A 19,282-nucleotide genomic window follows, 5' to 3' on the forward strand; every position below is an offset into this window, starting at 1 on the left:
GTCGTTGTATTTCCGGGCGCACAGCGGTTTTTTCCCCGACGGGCAGGGGCGGCTGCACGTTCGGCTCGGATTACGGCCGCAACGGCTTTCCCGCTAAAGCAAGTTCGATACCGCTTTGGGCTTAGCACGGCCGCGCTGTTGTTCAGCGCGGGCGTTTTTCCGCCCGCTGGCCCAGCCACTGTTCGAACTCGGCGGCGGCCATGGGCCGGGCGAACAGGAAGCCCTGCGCGAGCTGGCAGCCCAGCGCCTGCAGCCGGCGGCGCTGGGCTTCGGTTTCCACGCCTTCGGCCAGCACCGAGAGGCCCAGGCTCTCGCCCATGCGGATCACGGTGTCGGTAAGCGCCAGGGCGCGGTCGTCGCCCGCCAGGTCGGCGACGAAGCGGCGGTCCAGCTTCAGCTCGCTGATCGGTAGGCGGCAGAGGTCGCCCAGGCTGGAGTAGCCGGTGCCGAAGTCGTCCATGGCAATGCGCAGCCCGGCGCGGTGCAGGGCGTGCAGGATGTCCAGCGTGCCGCCGTCGCTGTCCATCATCACGCTTTCGGTGGCTTCGATGATGAGGTCGGCCGGCTGCAGCCCGTGCTGCAGCAGCAGGCGGGCGATCTGTGCTGGCAGTGCCGGATCGCGGAAGTGGTGGGCGGAGAGGTTGACCGCCACCGCCGGTACCGCCAGGCCGCGGCGGCGCCAGTCGGCGAGTTGGCGGCAGGCGCCGTCCAGCATGTGCAGGCCGAGGCGGTCGATGAGGCCGCATTCCTCGGCCAGGGCGATGAAGCGGGCCGGCTGGATGTCGCCGTATTGCGGGTGGCGCCAGCGGGCGAGGACTTCCACGCCCCGCAGCACCCCGCTGGCCAGGCGGACCTGCGGCTGGTAATGCAGCTGCAGGCCCTCGGGCTGGGCGAGGGCTTCGCGCAGGGCGATCTCCAGTGCCAGGCGTTCGCGCGCCAGCCGGTTCATGTCGGCGCGGAAGAAGTGGATGGCATGGACGGCGGGGCGCTGGCCGTTCTTGGCCTGATGCATGGCGAGGTCGGCGTGGCGCAGCAGGGTATCCAGCTCCTGGCCGTCCTCCGGGAACAGGCTGATGCCTATGCTGGCGGTGGGTGTCAGCGTGATGCCGTTCAACGGATAAGTGCAGGCCAGCGCGGCGAGCAGGCGTTCGGCGCTGGCGGCGGCGCGCAGTGCATCGGCCTGGGGGAGGACGAGGGCGAATTCGTCGCCACCGAGGTGGCCAAGCAGATCGCCGCCGCGGGCGCTTTCGCGCAGGCGGCGGGCGGTTTCGCGCAGCAGGGTGTCGCCGGCGGCGTGGCCCAGCGTGTCGTTGACCTGCTTGAAGCGGTCCAGGTTGAGGAAAAGCACTGCCAGCGGGGCACGGGCGCGCGCGACCTGGGCGATCAGCCGGCCAGCCTGGGCGGCGAGCAGCCGGCGGTTGGGCAGGCGGGTGAGCGGGTCGTAGAAAGCGAGGTGGTGGATGCGCGAGCGCGCCAGCTCGCGTTCCAGCGCGAGGGTGCAGAGCGGTTGGCAGACTTCGGCCAGGCGCAGTTGCAGCTCGTCCGGCCGGGCATCGGCGTTCGGATAGTGGAAGACCAGCGCGCCCAGGGGGCTGCCATCGCTGCCACTGAGGAGGCCGACCCAACTGGCGGGATAGCCGGCGTTGGAGAGGCGCGCGTGGTAGCCGCTCCAGTCCGCGAGTTCGCGGCTGTCGGTGAGGGTGGCGGTCAGGCTGGTCAGGGTAGGCGCCGGCGGCGCGGTGGCGGCGGCCAGCGCGGCGGGCGTGGAAAGCGCAGGCGCGGCGAGCAGCTTGAGCGGAGTGGCACTGGCGGTGGACTCCTCAGTCCAGGTCTCGGGGCTGGCGGGGCCGAAGACGGCAAGCGCCACCGCCGGCGCAATGCGGCCCGCCTCGCGGCACAGGATGTCCAGCAGCGCTGCCAGGGGTGCGTCCCGGGTGAGGGCGTCGAGGGCGCGCTGGCGGAGTGTTTCCGGCATCTTGCGCGAGGTGACGTCGCTCAGCAGGCAGAGCAGGCGGCGGTGGCGGCCGTCGCGCAGGGGTATCAGGGTGATGCTGGCCCAGCGTGGCTGGCCGGCGCGGTCGTAGAGCAGCTCTTCGCCCTGCCACTGCTGCGGATGGCGGAGCAGGCGGCGCAGGCTGGCGAGGGTGGCCGGGTCGGAATGCGGGCCGCCGAGCAGTTCGTTCGGCCACCGTCCCAGGCTTTCCGCCGCCGGGTAACCGAAGAGATGCTCGAAGCCGGCGCTGGCATGGGCGATGCGCAGCGTTGCATCGAGGATGAGGACGGCCTGGCCAGCCTGTAGCAGTCCGAGGGTGGTCAGGTGCGCGGCGGCGGTGTCGGACAGGCCCGCGGGGCCGCCACCCGGGGACGCTGGTGCGCCTGTCGGAACAGCGGGTGCGGTGCTTTCGGCCGGAATGGGCTGTCGCGCCGGGGGTGAAGTCGCGGGTGCGGTGGGAGAGGGGGCGGAGTGGGTGGCAGAGTGGGGGCTGGGGGTGGCCAGGGCGGCGTCCGGAGTGCTACCGGATGCGCCTGGGGCCGGGATGGCGGTGGGGTTTGCCATGCCCGGCGCCAGCGCCTTGGGGGCGGCGGCCTCGTCGTCGGGAGCCGGTTCGGCCGCGATCAGCGTGCTAGTGCCCACCCTGCAGCAGGGCGGCGCGGGGTAGCGGTCGCGGGGCAGGGCGGCATGCACCGGATCGGGCGCCGGTTATCATGCCGGCCCGCTTGAGGGCGCAGGGGCGTGCGTCCGCAGGCGGGCGGGGCTCGGCAGGGCTGTCTGCGGGCCGCCGGGCGGGGAGGGGGGAGGTTGCGGCGCCCGGCGCTGGATTCCTTTGCTGTTGGTGGTTTGTGTCATCTGGTTATTCATTTCAAGTCGACCGTTAGTCAAATTGATTGTGCGCGAAAGTCGACAGTTGGTCAATCGGCAGGGAGCGGCTGATTGGCGGTTACCGGGTTGTTAGTTTCCGCGCATGCAATCGAGCATCGAACGAGAGGCCTTCAGTACGCGCCTGCGGCAGACGCTGGAGCGGGCTGGCATGGTGGAACCCGGCGCGACCGACCTGGCGCGGGAGTTCAACCGCCGCTATCCGGGCACGCCGGTGACGCCGCATGCGACGCGCAAATGGCTGCTGGGTGAGTCCATACCGGCGCAGGCGCGGCTGCGGGTGCTGGCGCGCTGGCTGGGCGTGAGCGCCGAGTGGCTGCGCTTCGGCGAGGGGGCGATGAGCGTGACGGCCAGCGACGAGCCGCAACCGGAAGTCGATTTCCAGCTCGCCCGTGAGATCGCGGCGCTGTCGGCGCCGCATCGCGAAGTGGTGCGGGAGATGGTGCGCGCACTGCGGCGCGCGGAAGGCGGCAAGGACTGACTTCCCGCCGCCGCGGGCGTTAAAGCAGCGGCGCCCGCTCCTTCATTCCCAGCGTTCCCGATAGGAAAAGGTCGGTAGCTTCCAGCCCCGCCACAGCGCCGCCATGCGCAGGCTGAGGCCCAGGCCGAAGGCCGCCGGCAGTGCGATCTGCTGCCCCACGCCAACGGCCTGCAGGCCCAGGTAGAGCGCGCAGACGGCGAGCGACACGCTGGCATACAGCTCGCGCCGGAACACCACCGGCACCTGGTTGCACAGCACATCCCGCAGCACGCCGCCGCAGATGCCGGTGATCATGCCGGCCATCACCACCACCGGCAGGGCGTAGCCCATCGCCAGCGCCACCTGGCAGCCGATGACGGAGAAGGCGACCAGCCCCAGCGCGTCCAGCACCAGGAAGAGCCGCTTCAGGTGGTGCAGGTGGCGCGCCAACAGGATGGTCGCCAGGCCGGCGCCTATCACCAGGTAGATGTATTCCGGATGCTGCGTCCACGACAGCGGGAAGTGGCCGAGCACCAGGTCGCGCACGGTGCCGCCGCCCAGCGCGGTGACGAAGGCGATCACCGCCACGCCGAAGGCGTCCATGTTGCGGCGGCCGGCAGCCAGTGCGCCGGACATGGCTTCGGCGACGATGGCGATGAGGTAGATGGTGGTCAGCATGGCAGGCCCCCGCGGAAGGGGGCGCGCCGAAGGGCAAGGCAGCGCATGGGAAGCTCCACGAGACGCGGCACCGGCGGGCCGAGCCTGTTGCTCGCGCCTGCTGCAATGCTGCGTAACGCCGCTCCCCCTGTCCCTTGTGCCTGAGCGTTTCGCCCGTTGCGGGCTTGCGTCTTCGGCGGATCGGCTACGCGGCCCTTACGGGCTGCGCCGATCGCTCTCCAGTCGGCGAATGCTTCCGCGGTCCTTGCTGCCTGAGCGATTACGGGAGTCTGCGCCTTCGGCGGAAGCGGGCGGTGGCCTGCTTCGCTCTCCCACGGAAGCGGTGGATTATCCCGGCCGGCGGTGGCCGGGTCAAACCCTGTTGCACCAATTCGGGGCGCGGCCTTGCGCGGGCGGGCGAGGACGCAAAAAAGCCCCCGCCCCTTGCGGGGCGGAGGCGAATGCGCATTACAAGGGCGCAGGGAACATCATGGGCAGACCGGCCTGGCCGGCCCGACCCGCGATCAGTGGAATTGCTCTTCTTCGGTGGAGCCGGTGAGGGCGGTGACGCTGGATTTGCCGCCCTGGATCACGGTGGTGACGTCGTCGAAGTAGCCGGTGCCGACTTCCTGCTGGTGCGACACGAAGGTGTAGCCACGGTCGCGGGCGGCGAATTCCGGCTCCTGCACCTTCTCGACGTAGGCCGACATGCCGCGCTTGGCGTAGTCCTGGGCCAGATCGAACATGTTGTACCACATGGAGTGGATGCCAGCGAGGGTGATGAACTGGTACTTGTAGCCCATGGCGCCCAACTCGCGCTGGAACTTGGCGATGGTGGCATCGTCCAGGTTCTTCTTCCAGTTGAAGGAGGGCGAGCAGTTGTAGGCCAGCAGCTTGCCCGGGTGCTTGGCATGCACCGCCTCAGCGAACTTGCGGGCGAACTCCAGATCCGGCGTGCCGGTTTCGCACCACACCAGGTCGGCGTACTCGGCGTAGGCGACGGCGCGGGAGATGGCCTGCTCCAGGCCCTTCTTGGTCTTGTAGAAGCCTTCGGCGGTGCGCTCGCCGGTGAGGAAGGGCTTGTCGTTCTCGTCGTAGTCGGAGGTGATCAGGTCGGCCGCTTCCGCGTCGGTACGGGCGATCACCAGCGTCGGCACGCCATAGACGTCGGCAGCCATGCGGGCGGCGATCAGCTTCTGCACCGCTTCGGTGGTCGGAACCAGCACCTTGCCGCCCATGTGGCCGCACTTCTTCACGGAAGCCAGCTGGTCTTCCCAATGCACGCCAGCGGCACCGGCACGAATCATGGCCTTCATCAGCTCGTAGGCGTTCAGCACGCCGCCGAAGCCGGCTTCAGCGTCGGCAACGATGGGCAGGTGGTATTCCACATGGCCGGCATCACCCGGGTTGATGTTCTTGGACCACTGGATTTCGTCGGCGCGGTTGAAGGCGTTGTTGATGCGCTCCACCACCTTCGGCACGGAGTCCACCGGGTACAGGGACTGGTCCGGGTACATGGCGGCGTATTCGTTGTTGTCGGCGGCGACCTGCCAGCCGGACAGGTAGATGGCCTTGATGCCGGCCTTGGCTTGCTGCACCGCCTGGCCGCCGGTGAGGGCACCCAGACAGTTCACATAAGGTTCGGTGTTCACCAGGCTCCACAGCTTCTCGGCACCGCGGCGGGCCAGGGTGTGTTCGACCTGGAAGGAGCCACGCAGGCGGACGACGTCGGCAGCGGTGTAGCCACGCTTGATGCCTTTCCAGCGCGGGTTTTCGGCCCAGTCTTTCTCGATGGCGGCAATTTGCTGTTCGCGGGTCAGGGTCATGATGCTTCCTTGTCGAAAGGTTGGATTTGATGTCCGGCGTGTATCCGGGGGCTGTCCGGCAGGCCGGCGGGTGGTGAGGCCCGCCGGTTTCGACTGCGCTACCGCCGCGTTTCCGAGGGAGAAAAGCCGCGTCGGTTGAAGGGCAGTATAGGGAGCATCCCGCGCAGCAGCAATATGTCTTATATAAGATATAAGAAAAAATGTTTTTATTTAAAATCAGTGTGTTGAAAATATCGGTCCGCATTGTGAAACGTCGGTCAGCGTGGTGAAACGAAAAGGCGCCCCGGCGCTGTTGCGGCGCACATCCGGGTGGCAGCGGGGCCGGTAGGCAAGGGGCTGCCCCCGGGTCTGTCTTTGGTGATAGGCAGCTGGTCCGGTGCTTGCTTTAAGGAAGGCGGAGAATGCGTCCTCCGGCTGCAAGCGCTGGCTAGGGTAGCCGCCCCTCGTCAGGTTTGCGGGAGACCCCGAGGGCGTGTAAATTCAGCTTATAAGTACATAAAAGGACTTTCTTGCTGACGGTGCCTCCCTTCTCCACATGGGATAGGGCACGGGCCGGAAAGCCAACGGAGAGGCGGACACACCATGAGTCTTTCGTCCAATCTGGACCTGACCAAGGTCTATCGGAACTGCGTTTTCCAGTCCCGTTCGGCGGTCACTTCCCATGCTCAACTCAGCCATGAGTTCTCTGAGCACGACCTGGAGTGGCGCCGTGGCAGCGTGGACACCGCGCTTTTTCGCGCGGCCATCAACCGCATGAGCTTCTTCGTGCTGCGCTATGGGCCGGAGGTGGAGGTGCGCCCGGAGCCGTTCAAGGACTTCGCTTTGGTGCAGATGCCCCTTCGTGGTGCAGCCGAGATCGAGTGCGACGGCGTGCGCCTCACGGTACAGCAGGGCGAGACGGCGATCGTGGCGCCGCGACGGAACATCCGCCTGGTGTGGCAGCCGGGTTGCGAGCAGCTGATCCTGAAAGTGCCCTTCGATCTGCTCAAGCAGGTGTCCTGTTACACCTGTCCGCGCAGCCACTGCCCGCCGAACGTGCCGGACTGCGAAGTACAGCTGGAGTCTGCCTTCATCCTCAATTCCGGCCTGCTGGGGCAATGGCAGGCGCTGGTGCAGCAGTTGCTGAACCTGCTGCCGGCACCGGGCGACGTCGCCCTGCACCCCGGCTGGCTCAACCAGTTTGAACAGACCGTGGCGATGTTCCTGCTCGCCCATCAACCCGCTGCCCTGGAGCGCGATCTGCGCGGCAGCGAGGAGGAAGTCATCGAGATGTCCTCGTCCGCCCGCCTGGCGGCGCGCAAGCTGGAGGCGGTGGAAGAGTACATGCGCGGCCGGCTGTTCGCGCCCATCTCCCTTGCGGACCTGGCCAAGGCGGCCGGCGTCAGCGCACGCACGCTCAACATCCTGTGCCATCGCTACCGTGGCGTGGCGCCCATGGTTCTGCTGCGCAATATGCGGCTGGAGGCGGCGCGCGCCAAGCTGCTCACCAATCCGGCGGTGAGCGTGACCGAAGTGGCGCTGGAGTACGGCTTCGGCCATCTGGGGCGCTTCTCCGCCTATTACCGCGAGCGCTTCGGCGAACTGCCGCGGGAAACCTGTTTCCTGCGCCATTGAGGTGTGCGTGTGCGGATGAGCCTTGCCTATATGTATGAGGAAGGGCGTTGATGGATCTCGGCGCCGGTGAGCTGCGCACCTTCGTGCCAGCGCAGGACTTCGCGCTGTCCCAGGCTTTCTACTCGGCGCTGGGCTGCGAGCTGGAATGGTCGGACGACAGCCTGGCGCTGTTCAGGGTGGGGGCATCTCGCTTCTACCTGCAGCGCTACTACCTGAAGGAATGGGCGGAGAACTGCGCGCTGCACATCTCGGTGCAGGATGCGGCGGCCTGCCACGCCGACATTTCCGCACTGGTGGAGTCCGGCCGCTTTCCCACTGTGCGGGTGGCGGCGCCGAAGCGGGAGCCCTATGGCGCGCTGGTCACTTACGTGTGGGATCCGGCGGGCGTGCTGCTGCACCTGGCCCAGTGGGACGAGGGCTGAGCGGACTCCCACGCTGCGCGTTTTCCCGCTGCGCTGAGCGCTCCTCCATCAGCCCGCGAAGCCCTGCTCAAAGCGGATAGCCGGTGTGCGCGAATCGGCTAGTCGCCTCCTTTCGGCGACAGGCACCCTGAGGGGGCGAATTTCCCCAACTGCCTGGAGCCCGAAAACATGAACACGCTCTTCCCCCGCATGCCGTTCGCAACGCCGGCTGAACCCGAGATGGCGGAGGTGCGCGCATGAGCGCCCATGACGTCATCGTCGTCGGCAGCGGCATCAACTCGCTGGTGTGCGCCGGCGTGCTGGCCAAGCGCGGCAAGAAGGTGCTGGTGCTGGAGCGGGAGGCCGTGCTGGGCGGCTGCATCCGCAGCGAGGAACTGACCGCGCCCGGCTATCTGCACGACACCCTGTCCGCCGCGCATCCGCTGTTCGTGACCTCGCCCGGCTATGCCGAGCTGAAGGACGGGCTGCACGCCAACGGACTGGACTACTGCAACAACAACACCCCCACCGGCGTGCTGCTGCCGGACGGCCGCTCGCTCATCCTGCGCCGCGACCGCGCCGCCAACATCGCGGCGATGAACGCGCTGGCCACCGGCGATGGCGACAGCTACGCCGAGGCGATGGCCTTCATCGAGCAGAACGCGCCCTTCATCTTCGCCATGCTGGGCAGCGAGCTGTGGAGCAAGGACATCGCCAAGACGGTGGCGGGGCGGGTGTGGAAGCAGGGCGCGCATGAAACCCTGGCCTTCTTCGGCCCGGCGATGCAGAGCGGCCGCGCCTGGCTGGAAGCGCGCTTCAAGTCGGACCTGGTGCATGCGCTGCTGGCGCCGTGGATACTGCACACCGGCCTGGGGCCGGAGAGCGCCATGTCGGCGCTGATGGCGCAGGTCATCGCCTTCTCCATCGAGGCGGTGGGCGTGCCGCTGGTGAAGGGCGGCAACGCGCGCACGGTGGACGCCTTCCGCGCCATCATCGAGGCCGGCGGCGGCCGCCTCGAAACCGGCGCCGACGTCGCCGAAGTGCTGGTGCAGAACGGCCGCGCCCGTGGCGTGCGCACCAGCGACGGCCGCATCTTCGAGGCCGCGCAGGTGGTGTGCAACGTCACCCCCACCCAGCTCTACGGCCGCCTGCTGGCGTCGGCGCACACCACCGAGCCGCTGCGTCGCCAGGCGGCGGAATACCGCTACGGCAAGGGCAACATGCAGATCCACCTCGCCCTGTCGGAGCCGCCGCAGTGGGCCGATCCGGCGCTGCGCGAGATCACCTACCTGCACCTCACCGCCGGGCTGGACGGGGTGTCGCGCGCGGTGAACGAAGCCGAACGCGGCCTGCTGCCGGCCGACGGCACCATCTGCGTCTCCCAGCCCACCGCGCTGGACCCCTCGCGTGCGCCCGCCGGCGGCTGGGTGATGTGGATACAGCTGCCGGAATGCCCGCGTGAAATCCGCGGCGACGCCGCCGGCGAGATCGCCGCCCCGGCCGACGGCCGGTGGACCGAGGAAGTGCGCGAGCGCTACGCTGACCGCATCCTCGCCCGCATCGCTCAGCATGTGCCCAACCTCATGGGCAGCATCGTCGGCCGCAAAGTGATCTCGCCGGGCGACCTGGCGAGCATGAACATCAACCTGGTCGGCGGCGATCCCTACTCCGGCGAGTGCTCGCTGAGCCAGTACCTGTTCTGGCGCCCGCTCGCCGGGGCGAAGAACCACGCCACGCCGGTGAAGGGCCTGTACCACATCGGCGCCTCCACCCATCCGGGGCCGGGGCTGGGCGGGGTGTCGGGCTTCCACGTCGCCAACGCGCTGGCGAAGGGCTGACGGAACTCAGGGCCGGGCGTCGTTTCTGCCCGGCCCGTTCCTGGCCCATCTCCGGCCGGGATCAGGGCCGCGCTCGCCGCCGCGGTTCAAGCGCAGCGGCGATTCCGCTTGCCACGCGAGATCTTATCCAGCAGCGCTTCACGATCCGGCGCGACGCCGGCGTAGTAGGTGATGAGCCAGTCGACCAGCATCTCTTCGCCTGGGTAGAAATAGTCCTCCGACGTGCTGGTTTTTCTCGGCGTACGGTTGGCAATGGCGTCGACGGCTGCGCACGCTTCATGGCCAACAGGCAGGCCGCCGGCTTCGTCGCTGCAGTGTGCCAGTTGCCAGGCGATTTCTTTCAGGTGCGCCTGGGCGCTGCGGTGGGCACGCAGGAAGAAGCGGAATGCATGGTGATGCGCCAGAAAGCGAGCGATCGGCGCTTGAGGATGCAGCGCCATGCCGGCCTCGTTGGCGGCAAAAGCCATCTCATTGGCGAGGCGTTCGATCAGCGCGTTGATGAAGCCGGCCGCATCCCCTTTCTTCAGTCCGGTGAACACCATCGCGTAGCGGGTGCGCAACTCCATCGCCAGCACGCAGGGCTTGCGGCGCAGCCGTACGAGGTGGACCAGCCATTGCTGCACCGGTGCGGCCCCGGTGCGCAGCGCGGCGGCGTCCTCGTCCGGGTCGGGCGAGGGGGCGGGCGTCACCAGCGTCTCCACCCCATGTCGCGCGGCGGGCTCGAGGAAGTCGGCGAAGGCCCTGGAGCAGTTGAAGATCAGCATTTCAGCCTGGCCAGGGCTGTGCCCAGCTCGTCAGTTCGCAGCCACCCGGCTGTCTCCTGCCGCAGGCCTTGCAGCCAGGCGTTGGCCTTGGGCGGCTGGTAAAGCAGATCGTCCGGCTGCCAGCCGGCCTTCGGTGGGCCTTGTTGCCGCGCACGACGACGCGGCCATCGGTGAGATTCACCTCTTCGCGCATCTGCACATCGGTGCGCCAGCCACCCGCGGCGATGGCGGGCGTGATGAACCTGGTGCAGATATCGCGTTCGGACAGCGCCTTTTTATCCATGAGCCCGTGTGTTTGCCGTATTCATCCGCGAAGCGGAATGATACCAACACGGGTTTTTGATGCGATCCGGATGCTGGGCCGCCGCCGTGGCGATGGGAGGGCGGCGGTTTGTCCGGATGGCGGCTGGGCGGTGTTGCGCGGGGCGCGTCAGCTTTCCGGCAACAGCTTGCCGAACCACTCCCGCGGCGAGCGCCCCTGGTCCGGGCCGAGGATGGAGAAGCCGCCGTCCACCGGGATGTCGATGCCGGTGATCCACGACGCATCCGAGCTGGCGGCGAAGGCGATGGCGCGGCCGATTTCCTCGCCGCGGCCGACGCGGCCCAGCGGGTGGAAGTGGGCGCCGACGGCGTCGGCCTTGGCGATGTCGCCGCCCGTCATGCTTTCCACCGAGGGCGACCAAGTCCAGGCCGGTGAGATGGAGACCACGCGGATGCCCAGCGGCGCCAGGCTGACGGCGAAGTTCTTGGTGATCTGGATGATGGCGGCCTTGGAGGCGGGATAGACGGCGCGGCCGTCGGCGCCGAACTTGCCGCCGGTGCTGCCGAGATTGATGACCACGCTGCCGGGCCGCATCACCTCGGCGGCCTTCTGGGTGAAGATGGCGCCGGATACCAGGTTCACGTTCAGCGTGGCCAGCCATTCGGCGCGGGAGGAGGCCAGGCCGCGGTCGTTGTAGCTGCAGGCGTTGTTCACCAGTAGGTCCAGCCGGCCGCAGTCGTCCATCACCGTGCGGATGCAGCGTTCGATGGCGGCATCGTCGGTGATGTCGGCTTCCAGGTAGCGGGCGCTGCCGCCGACGGCTGCGGCTCCACTCTCGCCGATGCCGGCGGCGACGGCCTCGCCGGCTTCGCGGCCGCGGCCGACGATGTACACGGTGGCGCCGGCACCGGCGAGCACGCGGGCGATGTCGGCGCCCAGGCCCTGGGTGGCGCCGGTGACGATGGCGACCTTGTCGGCCAGCCGCTGTGTTTCGGTGGTGCTCATGCGGATTTCCCCTGCGCGCTCAGCGCGGCGAGCGCGCCTTCCACGTCGCTGACCTCGGCGATCAGCTTCATGCTGGCGAGCGCATTGTCATGGGCGGAGCCGGCGGCGGCGCAGGCATCGGCGGCCACGGTGACTTCGAAGCCGCGGTCGGCGGCGTCACGCACGGTGCTTTCCACCACCGAGTGGGTGGCGATGCCGCCGATCACCAGCCGGGTGGCGCCGAGCAGGCGCAGCAGCGCTTCCAGCTCGGTGCCGTAGAAGGCGCTGATGCGGTTGTGCTTGAAGGCGAACTCGCGCGGGCTGTCTGGCAGCGGCGCGAGTTCGGCGAAGAATTCGGAGCCCCAGTGGCCGTCGCGCACCGCGCCAATTTCCGCCGTCTTGCGGAAGATGGGGGTGTTGCGGGCGAGGTCGGCGTAGTCCGGGCGGAAGGCCATGCGCACGTGGATGACGGGCCACCCGCGTTCGCGGGCGCCCGCCAGCAGCCGCCCGGCGGCGGCGATGAGGCGGGCGCGCGCCGGATCGTCCTCACTGAGGCCCACACGGATGCGGCCCTCGGGGTGCAGCTGGTCGTTCTGGTAGTGCAGAGCGAGGACAACCGGCGCTGTCATGTTTCTGCCCTCCCGTCCAGGCGCACCGGAGCGCCGGCTTTGCGCAGCCGGCTCGTTACGCAGGCGCGGAGCGGGGCGCCGCGAAACCCCTGCTCCACCCTCCCCAGGGGAGGGGCGCACTTTCCTTCGGGCGGCCGTGCGGACGCGCGCATTTAGATGAACACCTCGAGGTTGGCGAACACGTCGTCGCAATTCACCAGGTTCACCCGCTTGAGCACGATCTTCCAGCCGCCGTCTTCGGTGGCCGCCAGCTTGTGGAACACCGAGCCGGCGAGCTGGCGCTGGTCGATGCGCCATTCGGTGAGCTGCAACGTGGAGCGCACGATGAGGTGGCCGGCGGCGTCCAGGCCTTCGATGGTGATGTTGCCGACGAGGTGGGCGCTGCGGGTGAGCGGCTGCTGCGACCAGTTGCGGGCGTTCTCGACGCGGCGCACGCGTACCTCGCGCAGCATCTTGTCTTCCCAGAACAGGGAGATCTGCTCGAAGGGGTTGGCCTGGTCGTGGAAGCGCGGCACCCAGTAGCGGCCGTCTTCGGTCCACAGCGCCAGCCATTCGGCGAACTTGCGTTCGTCGAGCAGGCGGGCTTCGCGGAACAGGAACTGCTCGACGCCACGGATGGCTTCCAGCGACAGGGTGGCGCCGGCGACCGGCGTGGTGGAGACGTCGAAACTACGATCAAGCAGCTGCACGGTCGGCCTCCTTGTTGTCAGCCTGGGTGGGAGTCTTGGCGGGGTTCAGCATGTACTGCTTCCAGGCGGCGAACTGGTTGCGCATCGGCAGTTCGCTGGTGCCGTTGGTGGACACCATGCCGTCCGGCGTTTCCTTGTCGGTGCCGAGGTAGCGGTGCAGGCTCACCCAGTCGCCGCCGCGGGTCTGGTTGCCTTCCTGGCAGCGCTTGTACACCTCGACGTCGTCCGGCATGACGTTGGAGGAGGGCGAGTTGATCAGGTTGGCGTAGGTCAGCGCACGGTCGAACACCGCGTCCGGCGCGCCCTTCAGGCGGAAGGTCTGGATCTCGATCATGGTGCGGTCCACGCTGATCGGGCGGATCACGCGGAATTGCTGGAACACCGTGTGCGGCGAGCCGCTGCCGTAGATGATGGTGTTGTGGCGGTTCATGCCCATGATCTGGCGCGCCTTCTCTTCGCCGTAGGCTTCGGTGAGCACCGCAAAGTGCTCGCGCGACACCGGGTCGCGGGTGGCGGCGGCCGGGTCGAAGATGGCTTCCATGTAGCCGTGGCCGTTGTGGTAGGCGCGCAGCTCCAGCTTTTCCCAGAATTCGTAGGGCTCGCCGTTGCCGTCCATGATCAGCAGCTCAAAGGGCATTTCGCCGATTTCCTTGGCTTCCTCGCGCGCGGCGACGAAGGAGGATTCATGGGTGACGCGGGCGTGCATGGTGTCGTGCAGGTTCTCGTAGAACACCTTCCAGTTCGATTTCTGCATGACGCGGAAGGTGCCGCCGGCCACTTCCACCTCGCCCACCGGCGAGCGCTCGCACAGGTTGTCGATGGAGGAGGCGACGCCGCCGAGGAAGGTCTTGAGGTCCGGGCCTTCGGCCGACTGGCTGGCGAAGACGAAGCCGCGGTAGCTGTCGACGCGGGCCACCGCCTTCATCGAGAAGTCGGGGTTGGCGGGGTCGTAGCAGGTGCCTTCCAGGCCGTTCTTCAGCGGCAGCGACAGATGCGAGCCGTCGAGCTTGAAGGTCCAGGCGTGGTAGGGGCAGCGGAAGAACTTGCCGGTACAGCCATCGCCATCGGGCACGACCTTGGCGCCCTTGTGCGGGCAGCGGTTGTACACCACGTGCACCTTGCCGTCGGCGGCGCGGACCATGATGACGTCCTGGTCGCCGATGCGGGTGGTGTGGTAGTCGCCGGTCTTCTTCACCTGGCTTTCATGGCCGACGTAGATCCAGGCCTGGCCGTAGATGCGCTCCATCTCCAGGGCGAAGATCTCGGGGTCGGTGTACACGCGCTTGTGCACGCTGTCGTCGCGCACCATGGCGGCAAGCGCTTCGGTGGTCAGACTCATGGCTGCTCTCCTGATGACAAGGTTATTGGTTAAAGCTCGAGCACCAGCCGCTCGGACCGGGCACGGGAAACACAGGTACAAAAGCCGCCTTCCTTGCGCTCGCGCTCGGACAGGCAGATGTCGCGGTGGTCGGCCTCGCCATCCAGCACCTTGGCGACGCAGATGCCGCATTCGCCGCGGCGGCAGTCGAACATCGGGTCGAGGCCGGCTTCCTCCATCACGTCCATCACCGTCTTGCCCACCGGCACTTCCAGGGTGACGCCGCTGGTGCTGAGTTCCACGGTGAAGGGGCGGTCGCCGGCTTCATCCAGCGCGCCGGTGAAGAGTTCGCAGTGCAGGTTGGCGTCCGCCCAGCCGAGCTGGCGGCCGGTATCCAGTACCGCGGCGATGAAGCCCTTGGGGCCGCAGACGTAGAGGTGTCGGCCGGCGGCCGGCGCGGCTATGACTTCGGCCAGCGGCATGCCCTTGGCGGGATCGCCGCCGTCGAACCAGCAGCGCGCGTGCTCCAGCGCCTCGACCTCGGTGCAGTAAGCGGCGCGCTCGCGGTCGCGGGCGGCGTAGTGCATGGCGTAGCGCTTGCCGGCGGCGGCCAGCGCCCGCGCCATACAGAGGATGGGGGTGATGCCGATGCCGCCGGCGAACAGCAGGTGTTCCTCGGCGGCCTCTTCCAGCGGAAAGAGGTTTTTCGGCGGCGACACTTCCACCACCTCGCCCACGCTCAGGCTGTGTACCCAGCGCGAACCACCGGTGCCTTCGGCTTCCAGCTGCACCGCGATTTCCAGCGCATCGCCGCCGCTCGCCGGGGTCACCAGCGAGTAGGCGCGGCGCAGCGGGCGCTCGCCCGGCACATGCAGTTCGATATGGGCGCCAGCGGTGTAGTCCGGCGCCGGGGTGCCGTCGGTGGTGCGCAGGATGAGCCTGCGGATCAGCGGGGTGAGCGTGTCGATCTGGTCGACGCGCAGGGAAAGCGGGGTCATGAACAAAGCTCCGTGAAATGCCGCCGGCTGTGCCAGCGAGGAAAAATTTATTCGTCCCGGCGGTAGGGGAATAGCCGCGATTGGCAGCACTTGTCCGCTTATTGCACCGCCGCGGTGCGGGCCGCCGGGCGGCCGGCTCCTGCAGGGGTGGAAATCGGCTGCTGGCAGTGCGGTGGAGGAGGGCCGCCGGCAGGGCGTGGCGCCAGACTGCGTATGGATTTGCCGCTTGCGGGCCGGGGCGGCGGCGGCGGCCCGGCCCGCAAGGTGTGCGCTGCAGCGCCGATTTGGTGCTTGCCTGATTCGGACAAAGCGGTTTTTGCAGCTTGCCTATTCCGGATAGTCCCTGCCGGGAAATTCCCCAAGAATCGTTTTCAGGCTGGCGGGAAAGCAATCCCCCCGAACGCCGGGCTAGCCCGGCAAAGAGGCCGCGCAGCGGGCCGCTCCCAATGGAGAGATCAACTTGAAAGCAGAAGCATCGATTGCGGAGAGCCGCCGCGGCAGTGTTGCGCCGGCCCCTTCCTGTAGCCCTTGTTTCCGCATGCGGACTGCCTGACGGCGGACACGGCGGAGAACGGCAATGGACAGCATTTTCATCATCGAGCAGTTGATCAACGGCATCGGCTACGGCCTGATGCTGTTCCTGCTCGCTGCGGGCCTGACCCTGGTGTTCGGGGTCATGGATACGATGAACCTGGCGCACGGCACCCTCTTCATGTTCGGTGCCTACATCGCCGCCACCGTGCATGAGGCCAGCCATTCCTTCCTGGCGGCGGTGCTGTGCGGCGTGCTGGTCACCATGCTGATCGGCGCGCTGCTGGAGGTGACGCTGATGCGCCGCCTCTACAAGCGCAACCACCTCAACCAGGTGGTGGCCACCTTCGGCGTGATCCTGCTCGCCGATGACTTCGTCAAGTGGATGTGGGGCGCCTCGCCCATCATGGCGTCCACCCCGGCCGCGCTCGCGGGCCCGGTGCAGCTGCTGCCGGACCTGCCCTATCCCTCCTACCGCCTGTTGATCCTGGTGGCGGGCGTGGTGGCGGCGCTGGCGCTGTACGTTGTGGTGAACCACACCCGGTTGGGCATGCTGGTGCGCGCCGGTGCTTCGGACCGGCCGATGGCCGAGCTGATGGGCGTGCGGGTGCAGTCGGTATTCACCCTGGTGTTCGTGATTGGTGCCGCGCTGGCCGGCGTGGCCGGCGCCTTGATGGGGCCGCTGACCTCGGTGCAGATCGGCATGGGCGAGGGCATTCTGATTCCGGCGCTGGTGGTGATCGTGATCGGCGGCATCGGCTCGGTGCGCGGCTCCTTCGTCGCCGCCATGCTGGTCGGCGTGGTGGATACCGCCGGCCGCGCCTTCGTGCCGCCGCTGCTGCGCGAGGTGATGGCGCCGGCGCTGGCGGCCGACGTGGGCCCGGCGCTGGCCGGCATCGCCATGTATGTGTTGATGGCGGTGGTTCTTTGCTTCAAGCCGGGCGGCCTGTTCCCGGCCAGGGGATGAGCATGACGACGAAAGAGACGAATCCCATGGCCGTCGCCGGACCGGCGCTGGTGCTGCTGGGCCTGGCGGTATTCCCGGCGGTGGCGCCGCACTTCGGGCTGGACTACTACACCGGCTTCGTGATGCGCATGCTGATCGTGATGCTGATCGCGACCAGCCTGAACTACCTGATGGGCTACGGCGGCATGGTGGCGCTGGGCCACGCCGGCTTCGTCGGCGTCGGCGCCTATGCGCTGGTGGCGATGACCGAGGCCGGCGTCACCAACGCCTGGGCGCTGTGGGGCGGGGCGATGCTGGCGGCGGCGGTGGCTGCGCTGCTGATCGGCGCGGTGTCGCTGCGCACCAAGGGGGTGTATTTCATCATGATCACCCTGGCCTTTGCCCAGATGCTCTATTACCTGGCGGTGTCGCTGCGGGTGTATGGCGGCGACGACGGCTACAACCTGTACTCCCGGCCGGTGCTGGGCTTCGGCCTGGATGCGGCGGACGATGCCACGCTGTACTGGGTAGTGCTGGCGGTGTGCGCGGCCTGCTTCCTGTTCTTCCACCGCAGCGTGGGCTCGCGCTTCGGCCAGGCGCTGGTCGGCATCCGCGACAACGAGTCGCGCATGATGGCGCTGGGCTATCCGGTATTCCTGCTCAAGCTCCAGGCCTTCGTCATTGCCGCGGCGGTGGCCGGGCTGGGCGGCGCGCTGATGGTGACGCAGAACAGCTTCATCAGCCCGAGCAGCATGCACTGGTCGCAGTCGGCGGTGCTCATCGTCATCGTCGTGCTCGGCGGGCTGGGGCATCGCTGGGGCGGCGTCATCGGCGCTGCGGTGTGGGTGTCGCTGGAAGAAACCCTGCGCATGAGCACCGAGTACTGGCACTGGCCGCTGGGCGCGCTGCTGATCACCATCATCCTGTTCGCGCCGGAGGGGCTGGGCGCGCTGTTCCACCGTTCGCCGGCGGGCAAGGGCGAAGGCCGCGGCGGCATCTTCTATCTGCTGCGGAGGTCGGCATGACGCTGTTTTCCACCCGTGGCCTGGTCAAGCAGTTCGGCAGCCTGCGCGCCACCGACGATGTTTCCATCGAGGTCGCGCCGAACGAGGTGCATGCGCTGATCGGCCCCAACGGCGCCGGCAAGAGCACGCTGGTGAACCTCATCTCCGGCATGCTGCCGGCCGATGGCGGCAGCATTGTGCTGGATGGCGTCGATCTCACCGGCATGCCGCCGCACAAGCGGGTGCGGGCGGGGCTGTCGCGCTGCTTCCAGGTCACCAATCTGTTCAAGAAGGCCACCGTGCTCAGCAACCTGATGCTGGCGGTGCAGTCGCATCGCGGCAGCAGTTTCCTGCCGCTGGGGCGGCGCGATGGCGAGGCGGAGTTGATCGAGCGGGCGGTTGCGCTGGCGGGCCGCGTCGGCCTGGGCAGCGAGCTGGACCGCATTGCCGGCAGCCTGCCGCACGGCGCCCAGCGCCAACTGGACGTGGCGCTGGCGTTGGCGGCCAATCCCAAGCTGCTGTTGCTGGACGAGCCGATGGCCGGCATGGGGCCGGACGAGTCCGCGCGCATGGTGGAGCTGATCCAGCTCCTGCGCCGCGACATGGCCATCCTGTTGATCGAGCACGACATGGACGCCGTGTTCAGGCTGGCCGACCGCATTTCGGTGCTGGTGTACGGCAAGGTGCTGGCCAGCGGCAATGCCGAGCAGATCAAGTCCCATCCGGAAGTGCAGGCGGTGTATCTCGGTTCGGAGGTGGAGGCATGAAGCACGAGGCCCTTCTGTCCTGTTCCGGCCTGCAGGCCGGTTATGGCGGCAGCCAGGTATTGTTCGGGCTGGATTTCGAGATCCAGCCGGGCGAGGTGATCGGCCTGCTGGGCCGCAACGGCATGGGCAAGAGCACCACGATCAAGAGCATCGTCGGCCTGCTCGCGCCCAGCCGCGGCGACATCCGCTTCCTTGGCAAGCCCATTGGCGGCCAGCGCCCGGACGCCATCGCCCGCATGGGCGTGGCCATCGTGCCGGAAGGCCGCCACTGCTTCCCCAACCTCACGGTGCGGGAACACTTGGTGGCCTTCGCCGACAACCGTAACGACCTACGTGATGGCTGGACGCTGGAGCGCATCTACGCCCTCTTCCCGCGCCTGAAGGAGCGTGCCGACAACCTCGGCAACCAGCTCTCCGGCGGCGAGCAGCAGATGCTGGCCATAGGGCGTGCGCTGTCGACCAATCCCCGGCTGTTGATCCTGGACGAGGCCACCGAAGGCTTGGCGCCGGTGATCCGCGACGAGATCTGGCGCTGCCTGGCGCTGCTCAAGGAGCAGGGGCAAACCACGCTGGTGGTGGACAAGTATGTGGATCGGCTGGTGCAACTGGCCGACCGCCACCTCATCGTCGAGCGCGGCCGCATCGTGTGGTCGGGTTCGTCTGCAGAACTGGCTGCGGACCGCAGCCTGTGGCACCGCTACATGGGCGTATGAACA

Annotated in this window: 18 protein-coding genes and 2 riboswitches; of the genes, 8 read left to right on the top strand and 10 right to left on the bottom strand. The window is 68.0% G+C overall.

Going from position 1 to position 19,282, the window contains the following annotated elements; translation table 11 throughout:
- Positions 1–142: 142 nt before the first annotated feature.
- Positions 143–2,686, bottom strand: coding sequence for a putative bifunctional diguanylate cyclase/phosphodiesterase (locus C7389_RS12625; protein WP_133591938.1), 2,544 nt, complete (start codon positions 2,684–2,686; stop codon positions 143–145).
- 277 nt (positions 2,687–2,963) lie between these two features.
- On the opposite strand from C7389_RS12625, the gene C7389_RS12630 reads away from it, so the two are divergent.
- The gene (locus C7389_RS12630; RefSeq protein ID WP_211168356.1) at positions 2,964–3,359 is read left to right on the top strand and encodes a hypothetical protein; all 396 of its coding nucleotides are present in this window, start codon (positions 2,964–2,966) and stop codon (positions 3,357–3,359) included.
- A 42-nt stretch (positions 3,360–3,401) separates the two neighbouring features.
- On the opposite strand, the gene C7389_RS12635 is transcribed toward C7389_RS12630, so the two are convergent.
- Positions 3,402–4,016 (bottom strand): trimeric intracellular cation channel family protein, encoded by a 615-nt coding sequence (locus tag C7389_RS12635; protein WP_133591939.1) that lies wholly within the window; start codon positions 4,014–4,016, stop codon positions 3,402–3,404.
- 127 nt (positions 4,017–4,143) lie between these two features.
- Positions 4,144–4,238: riboswitch (glycine riboswitch) on the bottom strand.
- A gap of 6 nt (positions 4,239–4,244) precedes the next feature.
- A riboswitch (glycine riboswitch) is annotated at positions 4,245–4,340 on the bottom strand.
- A 179-nt stretch (positions 4,341–4,519) separates the two neighbouring features.
- The gene (gene aceA / locus C7389_RS12640) at positions 4,520–5,821 is read right to left on the bottom strand and encodes an isocitrate lyase (protein WP_133591941.1); all 1,302 of its coding nucleotides are present in this window, start codon (positions 5,819–5,821) and stop codon (positions 4,520–4,522) included.
- Positions 5,822–6,403: 582 nt separating this feature from the next.
- On the opposite strand from aceA, the gene C7389_RS12645 reads away from it, so the two are divergent.
- The 3 genes from C7389_RS12645 (at position 6,404) to C7389_RS12655 (ending at position 9,674) form a co-directional block, all read left to right on the top strand.
- A complete protein-coding gene (locus tag C7389_RS12645) occupies positions 6,404–7,435 on the top strand; it encodes an AraC family transcriptional regulator (RefSeq protein ID WP_133591943.1) in 1,032 nt (343 codons plus the stop codon).
- A 50-nt stretch (positions 7,436–7,485) separates the two neighbouring features.
- The gene (locus C7389_RS12650) at positions 7,486–7,857 is read left to right on the top strand and encodes a VOC family protein (RefSeq protein WP_211168355.1); all 372 of its coding nucleotides are present in this window, start codon (positions 7,486–7,488) and stop codon (positions 7,855–7,857) included.
- Positions 7,858–8,093: 236 nt separating this feature from the next.
- A complete protein-coding gene (locus tag C7389_RS12655) occupies positions 8,094–9,674 on the top strand; it encodes a phytoene desaturase family protein (RefSeq protein WP_133591947.1) in 1,581 nt (526 codons plus the stop codon).
- An 86-nt stretch (positions 9,675–9,760) separates the two neighbouring features.
- Here C7389_RS12655 and C7389_RS12660 read toward each other — a convergent pair whose 3' ends face one another.
- From C7389_RS12660 to C7389_RS12690, 7 genes are all read right to left on the bottom strand, one after another.
- Positions 9,761–10,438 carry a DUF6933 domain-containing protein gene (locus C7389_RS12660; RefSeq protein ID WP_133591949.1) on the bottom strand — a complete coding sequence of 226 codons (678 nt, stop codon included), beginning with the start codon at positions 10,436–10,438 and terminating at the stop codon, positions 9,761–9,763.
- 1 nt (position 10,439) lies between these two features.
- Positions 10,440–10,721: a hypothetical protein gene (locus tag C7389_RS25155; protein WP_211168354.1), complete on the bottom strand. Its 282-nt coding sequence runs from the start codon at positions 10,719–10,721 to the stop codon at positions 10,440–10,442.
- Positions 10,722–10,868: 147 nt separating this feature from the next.
- On the bottom strand, positions 10,869–11,705 hold the full coding sequence (locus C7389_RS12670; protein ID WP_133591951.1) for an SDR family oxidoreductase: 837 nt from the start codon (positions 11,703–11,705) through the stop codon (positions 10,869–10,871).
- Entirely contained in the window at positions 11,702–12,313 is a 612-nt protein-coding gene (locus C7389_RS12675; RefSeq protein ID WP_133591953.1) for a cysteine hydrolase family protein, read from the bottom strand. The genes C7389_RS12670 and C7389_RS12675 overlap by 4 nt, the downstream gene beginning before the upstream one ends.
- Positions 12,314–12,465: 152 nt before the next feature.
- On the bottom strand, positions 12,466–13,002 hold the full coding sequence (locus C7389_RS12680) for an aromatic-ring-hydroxylating dioxygenase subunit beta (protein ID WP_133591955.1): 537 nt from the start codon (positions 13,000–13,002) through the stop codon (positions 12,466–12,468).
- The gene (locus tag C7389_RS12685; protein WP_133591957.1) at positions 12,989–14,341 is read right to left on the bottom strand and encodes an aromatic ring-hydroxylating dioxygenase subunit alpha; all 1,353 of its coding nucleotides are present in this window, start codon (positions 14,339–14,341) and stop codon (positions 12,989–12,991) included. Before C7389_RS12685 ends, C7389_RS12680 begins: the two co-directional genes overlap by 14 nt.
- Before the next feature lie 29 nt (positions 14,342–14,370).
- Positions 14,371–15,318, bottom strand: a complete 948-nt coding sequence (locus C7389_RS12690; RefSeq protein WP_133591959.1) for a PDR/VanB family oxidoreductase — start codon at positions 15,316–15,318, stop codon at positions 14,371–14,373.
- A gap of 577 nt (positions 15,319–15,895) precedes the next feature.
- On the opposite strand from C7389_RS12690, the gene C7389_RS12695 reads away from it, so the two are divergent.
- The 4 genes from C7389_RS12695 to C7389_RS12710 are packed head-to-tail and all read left to right on the top strand — an operon-like array spanning position 15,896 to position 19,279.
- A complete protein-coding gene (locus C7389_RS12695; protein WP_133591961.1) occupies positions 15,896–16,816 on the top strand; it encodes a branched-chain amino acid ABC transporter permease in 921 nt (306 codons plus the stop codon).
- A 2-nt stretch (positions 16,817–16,818) separates the two neighbouring features.
- Complete coding sequence (locus C7389_RS12700) at positions 16,819–17,820, top strand: branched-chain amino acid ABC transporter permease (protein WP_281275381.1); 1,002 nt, start codon at positions 16,819–16,821, stop codon at positions 17,818–17,820.
- Entirely contained in the window at positions 17,817–18,566 is a 750-nt protein-coding gene (locus C7389_RS12705; RefSeq protein WP_133591965.1) for an ABC transporter ATP-binding protein, read from the top strand. The genes C7389_RS12700 and C7389_RS12705 overlap by 4 nt, the downstream gene beginning before the upstream one ends.
- On the top strand, positions 18,563–19,279 hold the full coding sequence (locus tag C7389_RS12710) for an ABC transporter ATP-binding protein (RefSeq protein WP_133591967.1): 717 nt from the start codon (positions 18,563–18,565) through the stop codon (positions 19,277–19,279). The genes C7389_RS12705 and C7389_RS12710 overlap by 4 nt, the downstream gene beginning before the upstream one ends.
- Positions 19,280–19,282: the final 3 nt, after the last annotated feature.

The sequence above is a fragment of the Azoarcus indigens genome (genome assembly GCF_004361735.1).
GTDB lineage: Bacteria > Pseudomonadota > Gammaproteobacteria > Burkholderiales > Rhodocyclaceae > Azoarcus > Azoarcus indigens.

Coding starts and splice junctions, on each gene's coding strand:
- C7389_RS12630 (WP_211168356.1), top strand. CDS start 2,964: ATGCAATCGAGCATCGAACGAGAGGCCTTCAGTACGCGCCTGCGGCAG.
- C7389_RS12635 (WP_133591939.1), bottom strand. CDS start 4,016: ATGCTGACCACCATCTACCTCATCGCCATCGTCGCCGAAGCCATGTCC.
- aceA (WP_133591941.1), bottom strand. CDS start 5,821: ATGACCCTGACCCGCGAACAGCAAATTGCCGCCATCGAGAAAGACTGG.
- C7389_RS12645 (WP_133591943.1), top strand. CDS start 6,404: ATGAGTCTTTCGTCCAATCTGGACCTGACCAAGGTCTATCGGAACTGC.
- C7389_RS12650 (WP_211168355.1), top strand. CDS start 7,486: ATGGATCTCGGCGCCGGTGAGCTGCGCACCTTCGTGCCAGCGCAGGAC.
- C7389_RS12655 (WP_133591947.1), top strand. CDS start 8,094: ATGAGCGCCCATGACGTCATCGTCGTCGGCAGCGGCATCAACTCGCTG.
- C7389_RS12660 (WP_133591949.1), bottom strand. CDS start 10,438: ATGCTGATCTTCAACTGCTCCAGGGCCTTCGCCGACTTCCTCGAGCCC.
- C7389_RS25155 (WP_211168354.1), bottom strand. CDS start 10,721: ATGGATAAAAAGGCGCTGTCCGAACGCGATATCTGCACCAGGTTCATC.
- C7389_RS12670 (WP_133591951.1), bottom strand. CDS start 11,705: ATGAGCACCACCGAAACACAGCGGCTGGCCGACAAGGTCGCCATCGTC.
- C7389_RS12675 (WP_133591953.1), bottom strand. CDS start 12,313: ATGACAGCGCCGGTTGTCCTCGCTCTGCACTACCAGAACGACCAGCTG.
- C7389_RS12685 (WP_133591957.1), bottom strand. CDS start 14,341: ATGAGTCTGACCACCGAAGCGCTTGCCGCCATGGTGCGCGACGACAGC.
- C7389_RS12690 (WP_133591959.1), bottom strand. CDS start 15,318: ATGACCCCGCTTTCCCTGCGCGTCGACCAGATCGACACGCTCACCCCG.
- C7389_RS12695 (WP_133591961.1), top strand. CDS start 15,896: ATGGACAGCATTTTCATCATCGAGCAGTTGATCAACGGCATCGGCTAC.
- C7389_RS12700 (WP_281275381.1), top strand. CDS start 16,819: ATGACGACGAAAGAGACGAATCCCATGGCCGTCGCCGGACCGGCGCTG.
- C7389_RS12705 (WP_133591965.1), top strand. CDS start 17,817: ATGACGCTGTTTTCCACCCGTGGCCTGGTCAAGCAGTTCGGCAGCCTG.
- C7389_RS12710 (WP_133591967.1), top strand. CDS start 18,563: ATGAAGCACGAGGCCCTTCTGTCCTGTTCCGGCCTGCAGGCCGGTTAT.